13 protein-coding genes are annotated in these 15,404 nt (G+C 62.8%); 8 read left to right on the top strand and 5 right to left on the bottom strand.

Going from position 1 to position 15,404, the window contains the following annotated elements:
• Window positions 1–32 precede the first annotated feature (32 nt).
• Together V1283_RS21580 and V1283_RS21575 are read right to left on the bottom strand one after the other, a co-directional pair.
• Window positions 33–1,409 carry a cation diffusion facilitator family transporter gene (locus tag V1283_RS21580; RefSeq protein WP_334388460.1) on the bottom strand — a complete coding sequence of 459 codons (1,377 nt, stop codon included), beginning with the start codon at window positions 1,407–1,409 and terminating at the stop codon, window positions 33–35.
• Between the two features lie 1,017 nt (window positions 1,410–2,426).
• Window positions 2,427–3,980 carry a winged helix-turn-helix domain-containing protein gene (locus V1283_RS21575; protein ID WP_334388459.1) on the bottom strand — a complete coding sequence of 518 codons (1,554 nt, stop codon included), beginning with the start codon at window positions 3,978–3,980 and terminating at the stop codon, window positions 2,427–2,429.
• A gap of 177 nt (window positions 3,981–4,157) precedes the next feature.
• Between V1283_RS21575 and V1283_RS21570 the strand changes: the two genes are divergently transcribed.
• The 7 genes from V1283_RS21570 (at window position 4,158) to V1283_RS21540 (ending at window position 11,724) form a co-directional block, all read left to right on the top strand.
• Window positions 4,158–5,354: an ABC transporter substrate-binding protein gene (locus V1283_RS21570; protein ID WP_334388458.1), complete on the top strand. Its 1,197-nt coding sequence runs from the start codon at window positions 4,158–4,160 to the stop codon at window positions 5,352–5,354.
• A 49-nt stretch (window positions 5,355–5,403) separates the two neighbouring features.
• The gene (locus V1283_RS21565) at window positions 5,404–6,009 is read left to right on the top strand and encodes an FAD-dependent oxidoreductase (protein ID WP_334388456.1); all 606 of its coding nucleotides are present in this window, start codon (window positions 5,404–5,406) and stop codon (window positions 6,007–6,009) included.
• Window positions 5,993–6,574: an FAD-dependent monooxygenase gene (locus V1283_RS21560; protein WP_334388455.1), complete on the top strand. Its 582-nt coding sequence runs from the start codon at window positions 5,993–5,995 to the stop codon at window positions 6,572–6,574. The genes V1283_RS21565 and V1283_RS21560 overlap by 17 nt, the downstream gene beginning before the upstream one ends.
• Before the next feature lie 402 nt (window positions 6,575–6,976).
• Window positions 6,977–8,566, top strand: coding sequence for an ATP-binding protein (locus V1283_RS21555; protein ID WP_334393128.1), 1,590 nt, complete (start codon window positions 6,977–6,979; stop codon window positions 8,564–8,566).
• 238 nt (window positions 8,567–8,804) lie between these two features.
• Window positions 8,805–9,116: a hypothetical protein gene (locus tag V1283_RS21550; protein ID WP_334388454.1), complete on the top strand. Its 312-nt coding sequence runs from the start codon at window positions 8,805–8,807 to the stop codon at window positions 9,114–9,116.
• 451 nt (window positions 9,117–9,567) lie between these two features.
• Complete coding sequence (locus tag V1283_RS21545) at window positions 9,568–10,596, top strand: fatty acid desaturase (protein WP_334393127.1); 1,029 nt, start codon at window positions 9,568–9,570, stop codon at window positions 10,594–10,596.
• A 129-nt stretch (window positions 10,597–10,725) separates the two neighbouring features.
• Complete coding sequence (locus tag V1283_RS21540; protein WP_334388453.1) at window positions 10,726–11,724, top strand: aldo/keto reductase; 999 nt, start codon at window positions 10,726–10,728, stop codon at window positions 11,722–11,724.
• Between the two features lie 10 nt (window positions 11,725–11,734).
• On the opposite strand, the gene V1283_RS21535 is transcribed toward V1283_RS21540, so the two are convergent.
• The 3 genes from V1283_RS21535 to V1283_RS21525 form a co-directional block, all read right to left on the bottom strand.
• The gene (locus tag V1283_RS21535; RefSeq protein ID WP_334388452.1) at window positions 11,735–12,574 is read right to left on the bottom strand and encodes an SMP-30/gluconolactonase/LRE family protein; all 840 of its coding nucleotides are present in this window, start codon (window positions 12,572–12,574) and stop codon (window positions 11,735–11,737) included.
• A 3-nt stretch (window positions 12,575–12,577) separates the two neighbouring features.
• On the bottom strand, window positions 12,578–13,546 hold the full coding sequence (locus V1283_RS21530; protein WP_334388451.1) for a zinc-binding dehydrogenase: 969 nt from the start codon (window positions 13,544–13,546) through the stop codon (window positions 12,578–12,580).
• 214 nt (window positions 13,547–13,760) lie between these two features.
• Window positions 13,761–14,753: an NAD(P)H-dependent flavin oxidoreductase gene (locus V1283_RS21525; RefSeq protein ID WP_334388450.1), complete on the bottom strand. Its 993-nt coding sequence runs from the start codon at window positions 14,751–14,753 to the stop codon at window positions 13,761–13,763.
• Between the two features lie 397 nt (window positions 14,754–15,150).
• Here V1283_RS21525 and V1283_RS21520 point away from each other — a divergent pair, with 397 nt between their 5' ends.
• Window positions 15,151–15,381 (top strand): DUF6719 family protein, encoded by a 231-nt coding sequence (locus V1283_RS21520; RefSeq protein WP_334388448.1) that lies wholly within the window; start codon window positions 15,151–15,153, stop codon window positions 15,379–15,381.
• Window positions 15,382–15,404: the final 23 nt, after the last annotated feature.

The raw sequence follows: 15,404 nt of genomic DNA, 5'->3' as shown, positions 1-15,404 counted from the left end.
AAGCGAGTCCGAAACGGGAACGCGCCGCAAAGCTACGCGCGCGGCGGTTCGGCATGGCTGATCACGCGCTTGATGGTCGGAAACGCGCGGCGCAGCGCGCGCTCGATCTCGTCGACGTTCTCATGCACCTTGATGACGCTCATCGACGGCGCGGCGCGGCAATGGAAATTAACGATTTCGCCGGCATCGGTGTCGCGCACCCGCACATTATGGATGTCATGGATCGCGCCGTTGGCGGCAAAGCGCGTCAGCGCGGCCTTGATGGTCTCGACGCGCTCGGGGGCGGCGTCGGTGCCGTGCGGCAGTTCCGGCTCGAGCGGCTCGATGTGGGTGTCGACCTCGACGTCCTCGCCAAAGTCCGAGCGGATGCTTCGCTCCAGTTCCTGAGCGATGTCGTGCGCCGCCGTCAGCTCCATGTTGCCGTCGACCTCGAGGTCGATGCCGACGATCAGCTTTTCGCCGAGATCATGCACGGTGACATGGTGGATCGCGAGGCCGGAATTGCGGGCGATCACCATGATGCGCTCGCGCACGCTCTCATTGTCGCGCGCGACCGGCACGGCGGTGAAGGTGAGGTCGGCATCGCCGAGCGCCTTGCTGACGGCTGCCTGTGCGCTCTTCTTGATCGCCTCGACGCGGTCGATCGGGTAGGTGCGCGGCACAGTTGCGATGGTATCGATGAAATGCGTCGGGCCGACCATGCGAACCCGCAGGCGCTCGACGCCGACCACGCCGGGTACCGCGCGGATGGCGGCGATGGCCTTTTCCCAGGCGCCCTGCGGCGCGCGATCGAGCAGGGTTTCGATGGTGGAGCGCCCGAGCCGCAGGCCGAGGATCGATATCATCACGGCAACCGCGATGGCGGCGACCGAGTCGCCCCAGCCAAAGCCGAGGCCGGTCAGCACCAGCCCGATAATGACGGCGATGGAACCGAGCACGTCGGAAGCGAAATGCAGCGCGTCCGCCGCCAGCGCCTGGCTCCGGGTTTCGCGCGCGGTGCGATGCAGCGCCCGCGCGCGCCAGAAATTCACCGCGATATCGATCACCAGCACCACGAAGGGAATCGCCGAGAGCGTCGGCGGGGCTGCGCCCTCGCGCAGGCGGCTCCAGGATTCGACCAGGATGCCGCCGGCCAGCACGTAGAGCAGGGCGATGACGAACAGCGCCGACAGGCTCTCGAACTTGCCGTGGCCGTAATGATGTTCCTCGTCGGCCGGCTGGTCGGACACCCGCACCACCAGCCAGGTGATGACGGTGGCGACCACGTCGACGGATGAGTGCAGGGCCTCCGAGATCAGCGCCAGCGAGCCGATCGCGATGCCGACGGCGAATTTCGCCGCAGCCATGCCGGCGCTGGCGAAAATCGAGATCGCCGCGACATTGGTCTTGAGGGTGGGAGGATGAATCATGGACGGCGGTTTAGCAGGGCGTTGTGCGGGATTAAAGCCGACGGTTGGATGCGCTATCGCGACTCACTCGCAGGAGCGATTTGTTGCGAATTGTTATGATTTAAAGGGGCCGTCATTGCGAGCGAAGCAATCCATCCTTGTAGCCCGGATGAGCGCAGCGACATCCGGGGCGGTGTTGAAGCGGTCCCGGATGTCGCTGCGCTCATCCGGGCTACGAAGCAGCATTCCGCAATCTCGCGGCGCGATCCGCCCGAGCTTTGTAAATTCATTCGCCCTACAGCTGAGAGGGCGCAGGGAATGCCGGGTGCTTGCTGCACCCGCGGTCTCGTGTGCAATAGTGCGAAGAAAGACGCACACGAGCATACAGGTACAGCCGAGGCACTCCGGCATTCCCTGCGCAGTGGTTTTACGGCTTATGCCGCGCTCTCCCCGGAGACGAATTCCTTTTGCCTCCGTCGCCGACGGATTGAAGGCTTGTCGAACCCGGTTGGGTTCGAAAAACCTCCGTCAGCTTGACACCAGCCACGGGTGCCAGGACCACACGGTTTTGCCGTACGCCGCCTCGCCAGTCGTCTGCGCGCTGTGTTCGCTCACGGACCAAAGCCCACCCTGCGACCACGCCCACGCGCCCGACGCTGCCGCGTCCACCGCAACCCGCCCCAACGTTCGTGACGATGGCCAACGCCCCTCTAGCGGGACGGGATGGCCGGAGTTGTACGGGTGATTTGGGTTTGCGACGAAGAAGTATATTTTTGCGAGAGATACTGGACGGGGCAAATCACGTTGAAGTTGTTAAGGAAAATTGATCTTTCAGGAAAAGTCGATTTTCGCGCGCGCCAGCTATTTGTCAAACAAGCAGAATAAGCCGCACGGCCGATGGCTTGACTTTGCACTAATAGACTCAGGACTTCGCACTGAAGACAGGGCCAACGCCGACTTATGTTGTGCTGCGTGAGTCAGTAGCTGGATCATAGCGGATATTGGTTTTGCGATGTCAGTTTTGACCCAAAGCTGACATCAACCCTCGGGTATCCCGGCCAGGCGCAAACCCTCAAAGTAGCGCTCGCGTCGCGCGAGATAGGCCGGATTGCTGCTTTTGCGGTTGATGCGGTAGCGGCGGATCGTGAAGTCGGGATCGAGTGCAAGTCCTGCCTCGGCGATCGATCGCGCCTCCCGGAGGTCCCCCACCAGCGCCAGCGCCATAGCAAGTTGAAAATGAGAAAGCGCATGATTTCGGTTGGCCTCGAGGCTCCGGCGAAACCAGTCGACTGCTTCGGGGTCTGCCTTGATGCCTAACTTGCCCAACCCGACAAACATGAACCACAGGAAGGCGCGCGTATCGTGCGGGGACAGCCGGAGCGCCTCTCGAATGTGCCCCTCGACTTCCTCGCTCTGGCCCTGTTGATACTTGCCGAGGCCGATGAACGCGTGGGCGTCGGCCAAATTTCGATCGAGCGCCAGTGACCGCTGCAATCTGGCAATACCGTTCGCGGCGCGGTCGGTCTGAATCTGCACGGCGCCGAGCAGCATGTGGGCTCTGGGATGATTGGGTGCATGGAGCAATGCGCTGTTCAAGGCAGTCTCCGCGGCGTCGAAATGCGCATTGCCGTCATCGGCCATGAAGGCCGATCCCATGGACACATCGACCTGCGCCGCGGCGACCGCCGCTTCGATGTTGCCGGGATCGAGAGCGAGGGATCGCGCGAAGAAATCCCTTGCTTGCGCCAGAAGCGCACGTGTTACGCCCCTGTTCTGAAAAGCTCTGCCCTGGAAATACAAGTCCATGGCGTCCGGGCGGGGTGATCGTTCCGCGCGGCGCGCTTCGGCGGCGATGAGTTCGGCATTCAAGGTGTTGGCCAGGCGAGACACAATCTCGTCCTGCATGTCCAGTAGTTCGGCTGCCGGCTTGTCGAAACGTTCGGCCCACACATGGCTTCCGGTCTCGGTGTCGGTCAGCTGGGCATTCAAGCGAAAACGGTTGCCGCCGCGCTGCACCGAGCCTTCCAGCACGTAGCGGACGTTCAGGTCGCGGCCGATCTGCCTGACGTCGACGGCTTTTCCCTTGAAGGTGAACGCGGTGTTGCGGGCGATGACGAACGAGCCGGCGATCCGCGACAAGTCCGTCGTCAGGCTTTCGGTCACGCCATCGACGAAATAGTCCTGCGCGGGATCGCCGCCGATGTTTGCGAACGGCAGAACAATGATGGACAAATGCGGCATCGACGACGGTGCCGCCAGGTCTTCAAGGCTTGACGGCCTTGAGGTCGCGTCGCTGGAAACGACCGCGCTGTCGGTCGGCTCTCCGTTCGTGACCAGCATGTAGCCGCGGCGGGGCAGGGTTTTCAGGGCCGATCGGCCCGCGTCTCCCAGGGCACGCCTGATGTCGCCGATGGCCTGGACGAGAGAGTCCTCCGTGACCTCGCAATCCGACCAGACCTCGTCCATGATCTCGTCCTTGCCGACCAGCTGCCCGGCCCTTGTCGCAAGCAGCCGCAGCACCGCCCAGGCACGCGGACGCAGGGGGACAATATCGCCGCGTCCGTCGCGCAACGTTTCGCGGGCCAGATCCACGGTCCGGTCGCCGACAACGATCGAAGGCTGCGATGACTTCAACAGGGCGCCTCGTGGGGCTCGCTTTCGGAAAATTTCGGCGGAATTTCGGGACGCCGGGACGATTGTACAGCATCATCCTGCAGCCCGGGATAGCAAAACGCCCCTGTTGAAGCCGCTAAAACGAGGTACGCCGCCATGATCCGGCCCCTGATCCTTGCGCTAAGCTTCTCGATCGCCAGCCTCTCGCCCGTTGGGGCGGCCGAGAAAAAATACGGTCCCGGCGTCACCGATACCGAGATCAAGCTCGGTCAGACCATGCCGTACAGCGGACCGGTTTCCTCCCTGGCCAGGTTCGGCCGGGTGGAGGCTGCCTATCTCAGAAAAATCAACGCGTCCGGCGGCGTCAATGGCCGCCAGGTCACGCTGGTCTCGCTCGACGATGCCTTCGCGCCGGCCAAGGCGGCCGAGCAGACACGAAAGCTGGTCGAAAGCGATGGCGTGCTGGCGATCGTCGGATCGGTTGGAACCCCGAGCAACCTTGCGGTCGCAAAATATCTCAACAGCAAGGCCGTACCGCAAATCCTCCTGCTCGCCAGTACGCCGAAACTCGACGACCCCGAGAACCTGCCGTGGACAACCACGTTCATGATGCCGCAGCCGGTCGAGACCCGGATCTATGCCGAATATCTGCTGAAGACCAAACCTGACGCGAAGATCGCCGTCATCTACCAGAATGACGATTTGGGGAAGGGCAATCTCGCCGGCTTCAAGGCCGCCCTGGGATCGCGCGCCTCGACCATGGTGGTGGCAGAGGCGGCCTACGACATCATGGATCCGACGGTCGATTCACAAATCGTGGCACTCAAGGCTTCCGGTGCCGATACCTTGTTTCATGCCTCCAACGCGCGCTTTGCAGCGCAAGCCATCCGCAAGGCACACGAGCTTGGCTGGAAGGTCCAGCATGTGCTGCTGTCGGGCGTCAGCGGCATTGCGGCGGTCATGCGTCCGGCGGGACTTGCCGCCTCAACCGGCGCGGTCACCGCTTTCTGGCTGAAGTCGTCCGAGGATCCCATGTGGGAAGCTGATGCCGGCATGAGAGAGTATCGCGCCTTCATGAAGGAGTGGGCGCCGAACGAGGAGGTCGAGGACTCGGTTTTCCCCTATTCGACCGCGCAGATCATTGTCGAGATACTGAAGAATTGCGGCGACGACCTGTCTCGGGAAAATCTCATCAGGCAGGCAACCAATATGCGCGGCGTTCAACTGCCACTGTTCCTGCCCGGCCTGACGATCAACGTCACCCCAACGAACCGGATTGCCTGGAGAAAGGCCAGGATGGCGCGTTTCGACGGCACCAGATGGGTGCTGCTCGATGATGTCATCGGCAACTGACGCTGATCTTTTCGCGAAACCAAGACGCTTGATGGTTGGATTGGTGCCAATGATCGACAGACTGAATATTGCCATCGTCGGCGCGGGGATCGGTGGATTGTCTGCCGCACTGGCGCTGCGCGCGCGGGGCATGAACGTCACGGTTTTTGAAGAAGCCCAGTCCCCACGTGAGGCCGGGGCTGGAATATCTATCCCTCCGAATGCAGCGATCTTGCTCAAACGCGCCGGTCTTTGCGAGGCGATCGAGAAGATCACCACAAGGAGCCAGGGACTCACGCTACGAACGTCACGGGGAGAGCCTGTTCCGAGGCCGTCTGCTACCCCCACGGTGCCGAGCTATCAGATTCACCGCGTCGAGTTCCTCGAGATGCTCCTTGGCGCGTGGGCGGGAACGGTTCGGTTCGGGCATCGCTGTGTTGCCGTCAACGATGTAGGAAGCGGAGCGCGGCTGACTTTCGCTGATGGTGCCGTTTGCGATGCGGATGTGGTCATAGGGGCAGATGGCATCCATTCGATTGTCCGGCGCGAGATCGGCCTGACGGCGAGCCCGACGAGCGAGGGCATCGTGGCTTACCGAGGTCTCGTGCAGACGCCAAAAACTGTCGTGGGCCGCAGACTTGCGCGGCTTGAACATGTGGATGGGCGACGGTCGTAGCTTCATTTGCTTCCCGGTTTCCCAGGGGCACCTGGTCAACATTGTCGCGTTTGTCCCGAGCTCACTCGACATGGAGGAGACCTGGTTCGCGCCGGGCGACGTCCGGACACTCGCAGGCGAATACAGGGGCTGGGACGCTCCGGTCCAGGACATCATCGCGGCGCTCGATCAAACCTTTCGCTGGGGCATCTACGATCGGCCACCGCTACCCTATTGGTCGAGAGGCTGCGTCACCCTGCTTGGCGATGCGGCTCACCCGATGGTCCCGCATTTTGGCCAAGGGGCCGGACAGTCCATCGAGGATGGCTTTGCGCTTGCCGTTCTGCTCGAGCACGCAGGGCGCGAAGAGATTCCGGGCAGACTGCAAGCCTACCAAAATCTGAGGCTGGGACGTACGAGCGGTGTTCAAGCTGCCTCGCGCCTGGCCGGCAGGTTCTATCGATCCGCAGCCGGAAATCCCTCAGACCAGGCGGAGAGGATGCGGGAATGGATGTCGGCCGCAGCCTGGATATTTCCTTACGATACCGAGGAAGCGGCAGCGGCATTGCTGAGGAGCGTGAACTGATCACAGGTCCGCTTTTGACCCAAGCGGACCTCTATCGCTCGCGCAGCGCATAGGGCGGATTAGCCGAAGGCGTAATCCGCCGCAGCACCTCAGACAAGATGGCGGATTACGCTTCGCCAATCCGCCCTACGGGCTGGACCCTTCCGCCTTGGATATTCGCTCTTTGAGCTTCCGCCTTCGCTCTGACGAGCTACGGCGGAAAAGTCGCCCCATCCATTTTGCGTGCAGCGACCACGCCACGCGCCCGACCCCGCCGCGTCCACCGCCCGACGCCAGAGCGTACGCGCGGGTAGGGCTCTTCGCCCTACGGTCGGCGGAAGCCTGGATGATCTGGCCCGTTGTCCCGGCGGGCCGATCGGATCAAGATGCAACCTGTGGTGCTGTTTTTGGAGTATTTTGGGTATGTCGACACTCATCCCGCATGGCGCGTGCCTGCTTTGGCAGCCGGAATTGATCTGGCTGAATGCCATTTCCGACGCCATGCTCGCTTGCGCTTTCTTCGTTACCGCGTTCGTCCTCGGGTTCTTTGCATGGCGGCGGCGCCGCGAAGTCATGTTTCGCAGCGTGTTCCTGGCCTTCGCGACTTTCCTCGCCGTCTGCGGGGTGGCACGCCTGCTGTCGATCCTCACCTTGTGGGTGCCGGCCTACGGCATCGAGGGCCTTGTAAAGGGCTTCCTGGCGCTGGTCTCGATCGGAATCTCGGCGGCTCTGCTGCTATTGCTGCCGCGAATCCTGGTACTGCCGACACGCATTCAGCTTCAGCAAGCCTATGCGGCGCTTGAGGAGGAGGTCCGGCAGCGCCGCAGCGCCGAAGCGATGGTCAAGCGTTTTCAGGAGATCGAGGCCACCGAGACGCTGGTCCGGCAGGCACAGAAGATGGAAGCCATCGGGCAGCTCACCGGTGGCGTTGCGCACGACTTCAACAACATTCTGACGGTCATCACCGGAACGATCGAAATCCTCAGTGACGCGGTGAAGGACCGTCCGCAACTCGCAGAGATCACCGATATGATCAGCGCTGCGGCGGCAAGGGGCGCCGACCTGACCCGGCATCTGCTGGCCTTCGCTCGCCGCCAGCCGCTGCAGCCGCGCAATACTGATGTCAATGCCCTCGTCATCGATGCCGCGCGGCTACTGCGGCCGACGCTCGGCGAACAGATCGAAATCGAATCGATGCTGGCGCATGATTCCGCGACGGCCCTGATTGATCCCAGTCAGCTTTCCACAGCGATCCTGAACCTCGCCCTGAACGCGCGCGACGCCATGCCTGATGGCGGCAAGCTGACGCTGGAAACCAAGAATGTCGTCCTCGACGAGAACTACGCGAGCACGAATCCCGAAGTGATTCCTGGAAACTACGTGATGATTGCGGTGAGCGACTCGGGGGAGGGAATCCCCGCTGACTTGCTCGACAAGGTGTTTGAACCGTTCTTTACCACCAAGGAGGTCGGGAAGGGAGCGGGGCTCGGCCTCAGCATGGTCTATGGTTTCGTCAAGCAGTCCAACGGGCATGTCAAGATCTACAGCGAACCGGGACACGGGACTACCGCGAAGCTCTATTTGCCGCAGGCCGCAGGCGCCGCAGAAGCGCTGCCCGACGAAGCAGGAACGGGCGCGGTCGAGCGCGGCGACGAAACCATCCTGATCGTCGAGGATGATGCCCTGGTCCGTGAATACGTGGTGACCCAGATTGGCCGCCTCGGCTATGCCACGCTCACTGCCAGCAAGGCCGCCGAGGCTCTGGCAATTATCGATGGTCCTGAACGTATCGACCTGCTGTTCACCGACGTTATCATGCCCGGGGGAATGAACGGCCGCCAGCTCGCGATCGAGGCGCGGAAGCGACGCCCCGGGCTCAAGGTGCTGTATACGTCGGGCTATACCGAGAACGCCATCGTGCATCACGGCCGGCTCGACGCCGGCGTGCTGCTATTGACGAAGCCTTACATCAGCTCGGACCTCGCGCGGATGATTCGGGCCGCACTTGTTTGAAATGAAGTCGGTTCGATCTGCGTCGAGCCATGAATCTTTCGTCAGCGTAGATGGCAATCTGCGGGCCGTCGCACAGCCTTCGATTTACTGTTTTGCTCCGGTCCAGCTTCCCGCGCATCCATCGGATCGCTGGAGTGTGCCGGATCCGCTGCGGCCCGAGAAGCGGCCGGACATGGTCCAGCTCAGGCTTCCCGCGGACCCGATTCCTGACACGGCGCCATTCGGACTGACTTGAGCGGTGTCGTATTGCTCCACCATCCTGCTGCCGGTGATGACCACCGTATCGGTGGAGCTGCCGCAGGGCGTGCCGACGCTGGTAAGCGCCCATGCTCCATCCAGATTGCCGCCGCCACTGCCGCCGCTCTTTCGCGACGCGCGGCTCGGCGCTTCGGTCTCGGGCTTATTACGTCGTTCCGGCTTTGAGGGGTCAGCCGCGCGAGGCGTCGCGCGCGAACCGGATAGCGACTTTTCGTCATTGCCAATGCTGCCACCGGCGCTGCCTGAGCGCGCGCGCCAGGCCCGGCAAGACGACAACAGCAAGCGTGGCTGATAGAAGGGCGGCTTTGGTCAGATGTCGAATGACGTTTGGCAAAATACACACGGTTTCCAATGAACAGGGTCCTGACGGCCGGACCCATCGCGCCGATAATGCAGCAAGATTTGCCGATGTCGCCGCACGCGTCAAGCGATGGCGGATGACGCCGGAGCCTGGCATCGGGCCGCGCCTTTGCGCGGACCCGTCGGCTGATCCGGGCCGGCGGGCTTGACCCAGGGGGATGCCGGTAACGCGGCGTTGCAGTCCTTGACGCCACCCCGATTCATGTCATATGTCGGCGAGTCGACACTTGGCCGAACTGCTGGGCGGTTTGCCTTGCCACTGACAGGCACGCACGTTTCAGACCCTTCTCCAAAAATCGATCAACCGACGAAGGTGCCGATCCGTCGGTGTCTCGATTCTACGTGCACCGTCAGAAGGGAATATTTCTTTGCATAAGACAGCTGTGCAGTCGTCTAACGGGCAACCTGCCGGTGGCGGCGATGACGTCCTCAACGCCCGGCGCTGGCAGCGCATCCTGGTCGACTACAGCACCCCAAATCGTCTGCGCAGCATCGCCGAACTGGCGATCACGGCTTTGCCGCTCATCCTGTTGTGGGCCGCGGCCTGGTTCGCGTTCTACCTTGGCCACGCCTGGGCTTCTTTCCTTATCGCGATTCCAGCTGCCGGCTTTCTCGTACGCCTGTTCATGATCCAGCACGACTGCGGTCACGGCACCTTTTTTGCCGGCCGTCTGGCGAATGACTGGGTCGGCCGCGTCCTTGGCGTGCTCACGCTCACGCCCTACGATTGCTGGCGCCGCTCGCATGCGATTCATCATGCCACCACCGGTAACCTCGATCGCCGCGGTATCGGCGATCTCGATACGCTGACCGTGCGCGAATACCGGGCCCTTTCCTGGTGGGGTCGTCTGAAATACCGGCTTTACCGCCACCCGCTGATCATGTTCGGTGTCGGGCCGGCCTATCTGTTTCTTTTGCAACAGAGGCTCCCGGTCGGCCTGATGCGCAACGGTTGGCAGCCCTGGGCCAGTACAATGGCAACCAATCTCGCGATTGCCGTCATCGTCGCTTTGCTCACATGGTTTATCGGCATCAAGGCGTTCCTGCTCGTGCACCTTCCGATTACGCTCCTGGCCGGCACGGCCGGCGTATGGCTGTTCTACGTGCAGCATCAGTTTGAGCACACGATGTGGGAGCGCGACGAGAACTGGGATCTGCGTCACGCCGCGCTGCACGGCAGCTCACATTACGATCTGCCGGCGCTGCTGCGCTGGTTCACGGCCAACATCGGTGTACACCACGTGCATCACCTCTCCAGTCGCATTCCCTATTACCGGCTGCCGCGCGTGCTGCGCGACTACCCTGAACTGCGCGACGTCGGTCGCATCACGCTGCTGCAGAGCTTTCAGTGTGTACGGCTTGTGTTGTGGGACGAGGCGCAGCGCCGCCTGGTGTCGTTCCGGGAAATCTGAGCGTAGAGCGGAACCGAGTTGTCCACTGTGGCTCGAGATGTGACGCCGATCATCACGGCAGCAAACATCAGGGTTGAGCAACCGCTATTCGACGTCGCATAATCTCCCGGTCACCCGGAGGGAACAGCGATGCAATTGCGGGTCTTTGGGCGCACGGGAATGCAGCTCTCGGTGCTGGGTTTTGGGTGCGGCGCGGTCGGCGGATTGATGGTGCGCGGCGATGCTGCCGACCAGGAGCGGACCATCGCGCGCGCGATCGCCGCCGGCGTCAACTATTTTGACACCGCGGTGCAGTACGGCGATGGGGAATCGGAAAAGAATCTCGGTCGCGTTCTGCAAAAGCTGAAACCGGCCGACGTGGTCGTCGGCACCAAGGTCCGGGTGCAGCCCGGCGAGTTTGGCCGCATCGCGGAAGCCGTCACCAAATCGCTCGAAGGCAGTCTGGCGCGGCTGTGTCTTGACCGGGTCGACATCCTTCATCTGCACAATCCGATTACCGCGAACGGCGGCGGATCGGCGCTGAGCGTCCGGCAGGTGCTCGACGAGGTGGTGCCGGCGTTCGAGCGGCTGCGTCAGCAGGGCAAGATTCGCTTTCTCGGGATCACGGCGCTCGGCGTTACGGCGGCGCTGCACCAGGTGATCGATGCGCGCGTCTTCGACAGCGCGCAGGTCGTCTACAACATGCTCAATCCATCGGCGGCCTGCGAACTGCCGCAAAACTATCCGGCGCAGGACTATGGACGGTTGTTCGATGCGACCAGGGCCGCAGGCGTTGGCGTCGTGGGCATCCGCGTGCTGGCCGGCGGCGCGCTGTCGGGCTCGTCCGAGCGTCATCCGATTGCGGGGCCGGCGCCCGAGCCGATCGGTTCGGCGATGAGTTACGATGCCGATATCGATCGCGCCCGCCGTCTCATGGCACTGGTAGAGGAGGGGTTCACCGCCAGCCTGACCGAAGCAGCCACGCGGTTTGCGCTGTCTCACCCGGCAATGGGCACGATCCTTGTCGGCATGGCGACGCCGCAGCAATTCGGGGACGCGCTCGCCGCGGCGGAGAAAGGCCCGCTGCCGCAAGCTGCGCTCGACCGGCTGTCAGCGCTGCGGCAGGCGTTTTCGGGCGAGCCGCGATAACTGCCAGCGGTCAGGGATAACCAGCCCCCGCAACTTCCACATCGACCACGTCGATGCGTGAGGACGATTTGCGTTGCCGGAGTTCTTCGTAGGACGTTGCCGCGCTCAGGCAGAAAAGTGTCCGCCGTTCGGGCCCGCCGAGGACGCAGGCGAGGGCGCGGCGGCCGGGGACTTCTATTCGCTGCAACTCGCGTCCGCCGGGGTCGAGCCGAATGAAGGCGTCTTCTTCGAAGGACGCGACCCACACATCGCCTTGCTGGTCGAGGCAGATGCCATCGGGAGACTTCATGCTCCCGAAGCGGCCACGAAACGTCAAGTCGCCATTCGGCGCGATGTCATAGTCGGCGAGGCAGGCGCCGTCCATTTCGGCCACGACGAGCCGGCGATGGTCGGCCGAGACCGCAATGCCGTTGGGAAACCGCAATCCTTCGGCGACCACGCGGGCCGCGCCATCAGGCATCACCAGAATGATGCGGCCGGGAGCGCCGCGGTCTGATGGAGGCGGCATGTCGAAGCCGAGGTCGCCGACATAGGCGCGCCCCTGCCCATCGATGATCATGTCGTCGATCGTGCCTTTGGCTATCCCGGAAAGGTCGGCGTAAAGCGAAAGCCGGCCGTCGGCATAGGTCATCAGGTGTTTGCGATACATCGTCAGGACGACAAGCCGTCCGTCCGGCAGGACGCCGACGCCGCAAGGCGTGTCCTCGAATTTCGCACGCTGCTCGCGCTCGCCGGAGGGAGAGAGGCTGAGCAGGGTCCGATCCATGCAGTCGACGAACCAGAGCCGGCCCGCATGCCACCGCGGCCCCTCGAAATAGCGCCCGCCATCAAGCACACATCGCAGCGTCATCGGCTACAGCGTCACCACGATCTTGCCGAGGTGCTTGTTGGCTTCCATGTGCGCGAACGCGGTTCCGATCTCGGCGAACGGATAGACCTTGTCGATCGGCAGTTGCAGTTTTCGCGATTCCACCGCACCCCAGATGTCCTTGCGGACCTCGTCAAAGATCTCGCGGACTTCCTCGATGGTGCGGGTGCGGAAGGTGACGCCGATATATTGGATGCGGCGCGCGGCGTGCAGGTCGAAGTTGAAATCGCCGTGGGTGCCGCCGAGCCGGCCGACATTGACGATGCGGCCCTTGACCTTGGTGGCTTTCAGATTCTGGTTCGCGACCGGGCCTGAGACCTGGTCGACGATCAGGTCGACGCCTTCGCCTCCGGTGGCTTGCAATACCTGATCCACCCAGCCGGGGTCCTTGGAATCCACGGCGAGGTCCGCCCCGAACTCCTTCAAGCGGCCACGGCGCATTGCGTCCGTTGAAGAACCGATCACGAGTTTTGCGCCTTTGAATTTCGCGATCTGCATCGCCATCAGGCCGACGCCGGAACTGGCGCCCTGGATCAGGACCGTCTGACCCGCCTGCAGCGCGCCGTTGGTCACGACCGCATTGTGCATGGTGGCGAGCGCAACGGGGAGGGTGGCGGCTTCCTCAAAGTTCATGTTCGAGGGCGCGCGGAACAGCCGGCGGTGATCGGCCAGCGTATACTCCGCAAACGCCGCGCCGCCCGAGCCCATGATCTTGTCGCCGACCTTGACGCCCTTGGCATCGGGCCCAAGCTCGGCGACTTCGCCAGCCCATTCCATGCCGAGCACGGTGCCGACGCCGCCGGCCGCACCATGCACATGGCCCTTGGTCATGCCGAGATCAGCGCGGTTGAGGCCGCACGCATGGACCTTGACCAGCACCTGGGTGCCCTTCGGCGAAGGTTTTGCGACGTCGGTGATTTCGGCGCCGTTGGCGCCGTAGACATAGGCTTTCATGGGCTCTTCTCTTTGTGTCGTCTAACGCGAGGTGAATTTGCGTTGAGTATATGTTCCGTCATCTCAGGAATAAGCGCACTTGCGCTTATTCCGAAGGTGCGAGCAAAGCGAGCCTCGAAGGATGTACGGCCCGGCTAGCGGCCGTCGCCCTTCGAGGGCCGCGCTGCGCGCGGCCGCCTCAGGGTGACGGATAACGTTTCGTACGCCACGCGGCCTATTCGGCCGCTTGCCGCTGCGCGCCCGACATCATGCCTTCGAGCCGGCTCCGGATGATCGCTTCCGCGTCGCGCATGATGCGCGACACCAGTTCGGCGCAGGTCGGGATGTCGTGGATCAGGCCCTGGACCTGGCCGGCCGACCAGATGCCTTCATCGGCATCGCCGGTCGCGTAGACCATCTTGCCGCGGGCGCCGGCGACGAGCTCGCGCACGTCCTCGAACTTCGCGCCTTCCTTTTCCATCGCGACGACCTTGGTCGAGATCGTGTTCTTGGCGACGCGCGAGGTGTTGCGCATGGTGCGAAAAATCAATTCGGTCTCGCGCTCGTCGTTCGCAACGATGCGCTCCTTCACCAGCTGATGGATCGGGCTTTCCTTGGTGCACATGAAGCGCGTGCCCATGTTGATACCCTCGGCGCCGAGCGCGAGGGCCGCGACCAGGCCGCGGCCGTCGCCGAATCCGCCGGAGGCGATCATCGGGATCTTGATCTTGTCGGCGGCGGCCGGGATCAGGATCAGGCCTGGCGTGTCGTCCTCGCCGGGATGGCCGGCACATTCAAAGCCGTCGATCGAGAGCGCATCGACGCCCATCCGCTCCGCCGACAGCCCGTGACGGACGCTGGTGCATTTGTGGATGATCTTGATGCCGTGCTTCTTGAATTCGGTGACGTGCTCCTGCGGCTTGTTGCCGGCGGTCTCGACGATCTTGATGCCGGCCTCGATGATGGCCTGGCGATACTCGGCATAGGGCGGCGGCTTGATCGCAGGAAGAATGGTGAGGTTCACGCCGAACGGCTTGTCGGTCATGTCGCGGCAGCGCGCGATTTCCTTGGTCAGATCTTCCGGCGTCGGCTGCGTCAGCGCGGTGATCAAGCCAAGAGCACCGGCATTGGCGACGGCCGCGACCAGTTCGGCGCGGCCGACCCATTGCATGCCGCCCTGAACGATCGGGTGCTCAACGCCAACAAGTTCGGTAAATCGCGTCTTCATGTCTGCCCTCTGGTTTCCATGAGCATTTTCCATTTGGAAAATGCTCTTTCCTGTCATTTTCCGCCCGGGGGAAGCCCACGCGCGTCTTTTGTGAGATTTCGAGGGGCAGGATGCCGTCACCTCCCGCAAAAGTCTACCGGGAGCGGGTGGAGGCGAGGGCAACGCCATCATGCAAAAGCGGGGCTTGTTCCGCAGTGCGAACAAATCCGCACAAGGTCCCCGCTTTCCGAGACCTCCGGCTAACCGGACATGCTGCAGACATGCCGAGATCGACGCTTTCGATCCAAAGGTGACATTCAACGTCCGCGCTGGTGCCGCAGTGAGCGATTGCAGGTTGTGAAAAACCATAGCAGTGTCCCGTTTCAGAACGGGACAATTGCGCGGAACAAGAGGGGCCATGAGAACGCTTATCACGGGATCGGCTGCGTTAGCTGCCGTACTTGCTGCAAGCGGGATGGGCGTTGCGCAAGTCGTCGTCAAACAAGAGCCGCTGGACATGAGAAACGGGGCCACGGTTCTGGTCGATGATGGCACCTGCGGCAAAGGCAAGATCAAGCTCGTAACCGTAACGCACGGCAATGCCATGCCCGGGGCCCCTCTGCGCGATGTAAAATGCATTCCAAAGTGAGACGACGGAAGTCGCCTCGATTT

The organism is Bradyrhizobium sp. AZCC 2262 (genome assembly GCF_036924535.1).
Taxonomy (GTDB): Bacteria; Pseudomonadota; Alphaproteobacteria; order Rhizobiales; family Xanthobacteraceae; genus Bradyrhizobium.
Note: the sequence above shows the minus strand (reverse complement) of the source record. Positions and strands in the feature narration are given on the sequence as shown.

Coding starts and splice junctions, on each gene's coding strand:
- V1283_RS21580 (WP_334388460.1), bottom strand. CDS start 1,409: ATGATTCATCCTCCCACCCTCAAGACCAATGTCGCGGCGATCTCGATT.
- V1283_RS21570 (WP_334388458.1), top strand. CDS start 4,158: ATGATCCGGCCCCTGATCCTTGCGCTAAGCTTCTCGATCGCCAGCCTC.
- V1283_RS21565 (WP_334388456.1), top strand. CDS start 5,404: ATGATCGACAGACTGAATATTGCCATCGTCGGCGCGGGGATCGGTGGA.
- V1283_RS21560 (WP_334388455.1), top strand. CDS start 5,993: ATGGGCGACGGTCGTAGCTTCATTTGCTTCCCGGTTTCCCAGGGGCAC.
- V1283_RS21555 (WP_334393128.1), top strand. CDS start 6,977: ATGTCGACACTCATCCCGCATGGCGCGTGCCTGCTTTGGCAGCCGGAA.
- V1283_RS21540 (WP_334388453.1), top strand. CDS start 10,726: ATGCAATTGCGGGTCTTTGGGCGCACGGGAATGCAGCTCTCGGTGCTG.
- V1283_RS21535 (WP_334388452.1), bottom strand. CDS start 12,574: ATGACGCTGCGATGTGTGCTTGATGGCGGGCGCTATTTCGAGGGGCCG.
- V1283_RS21530 (WP_334388451.1), bottom strand. CDS start 13,546: ATGAAAGCCTATGTCTACGGCGCCAACGGCGCCGAAATCACCGACGTC.
- V1283_RS21525 (WP_334388450.1), bottom strand. CDS start 14,753: ATGAAGACGCGATTTACCGAACTTGTTGGCGTTGAGCACCCGATCGTT.
- V1283_RS21520 (WP_334388448.1), top strand. CDS start 15,151: ATGAGAACGCTTATCACGGGATCGGCTGCGTTAGCTGCCGTACTTGCT.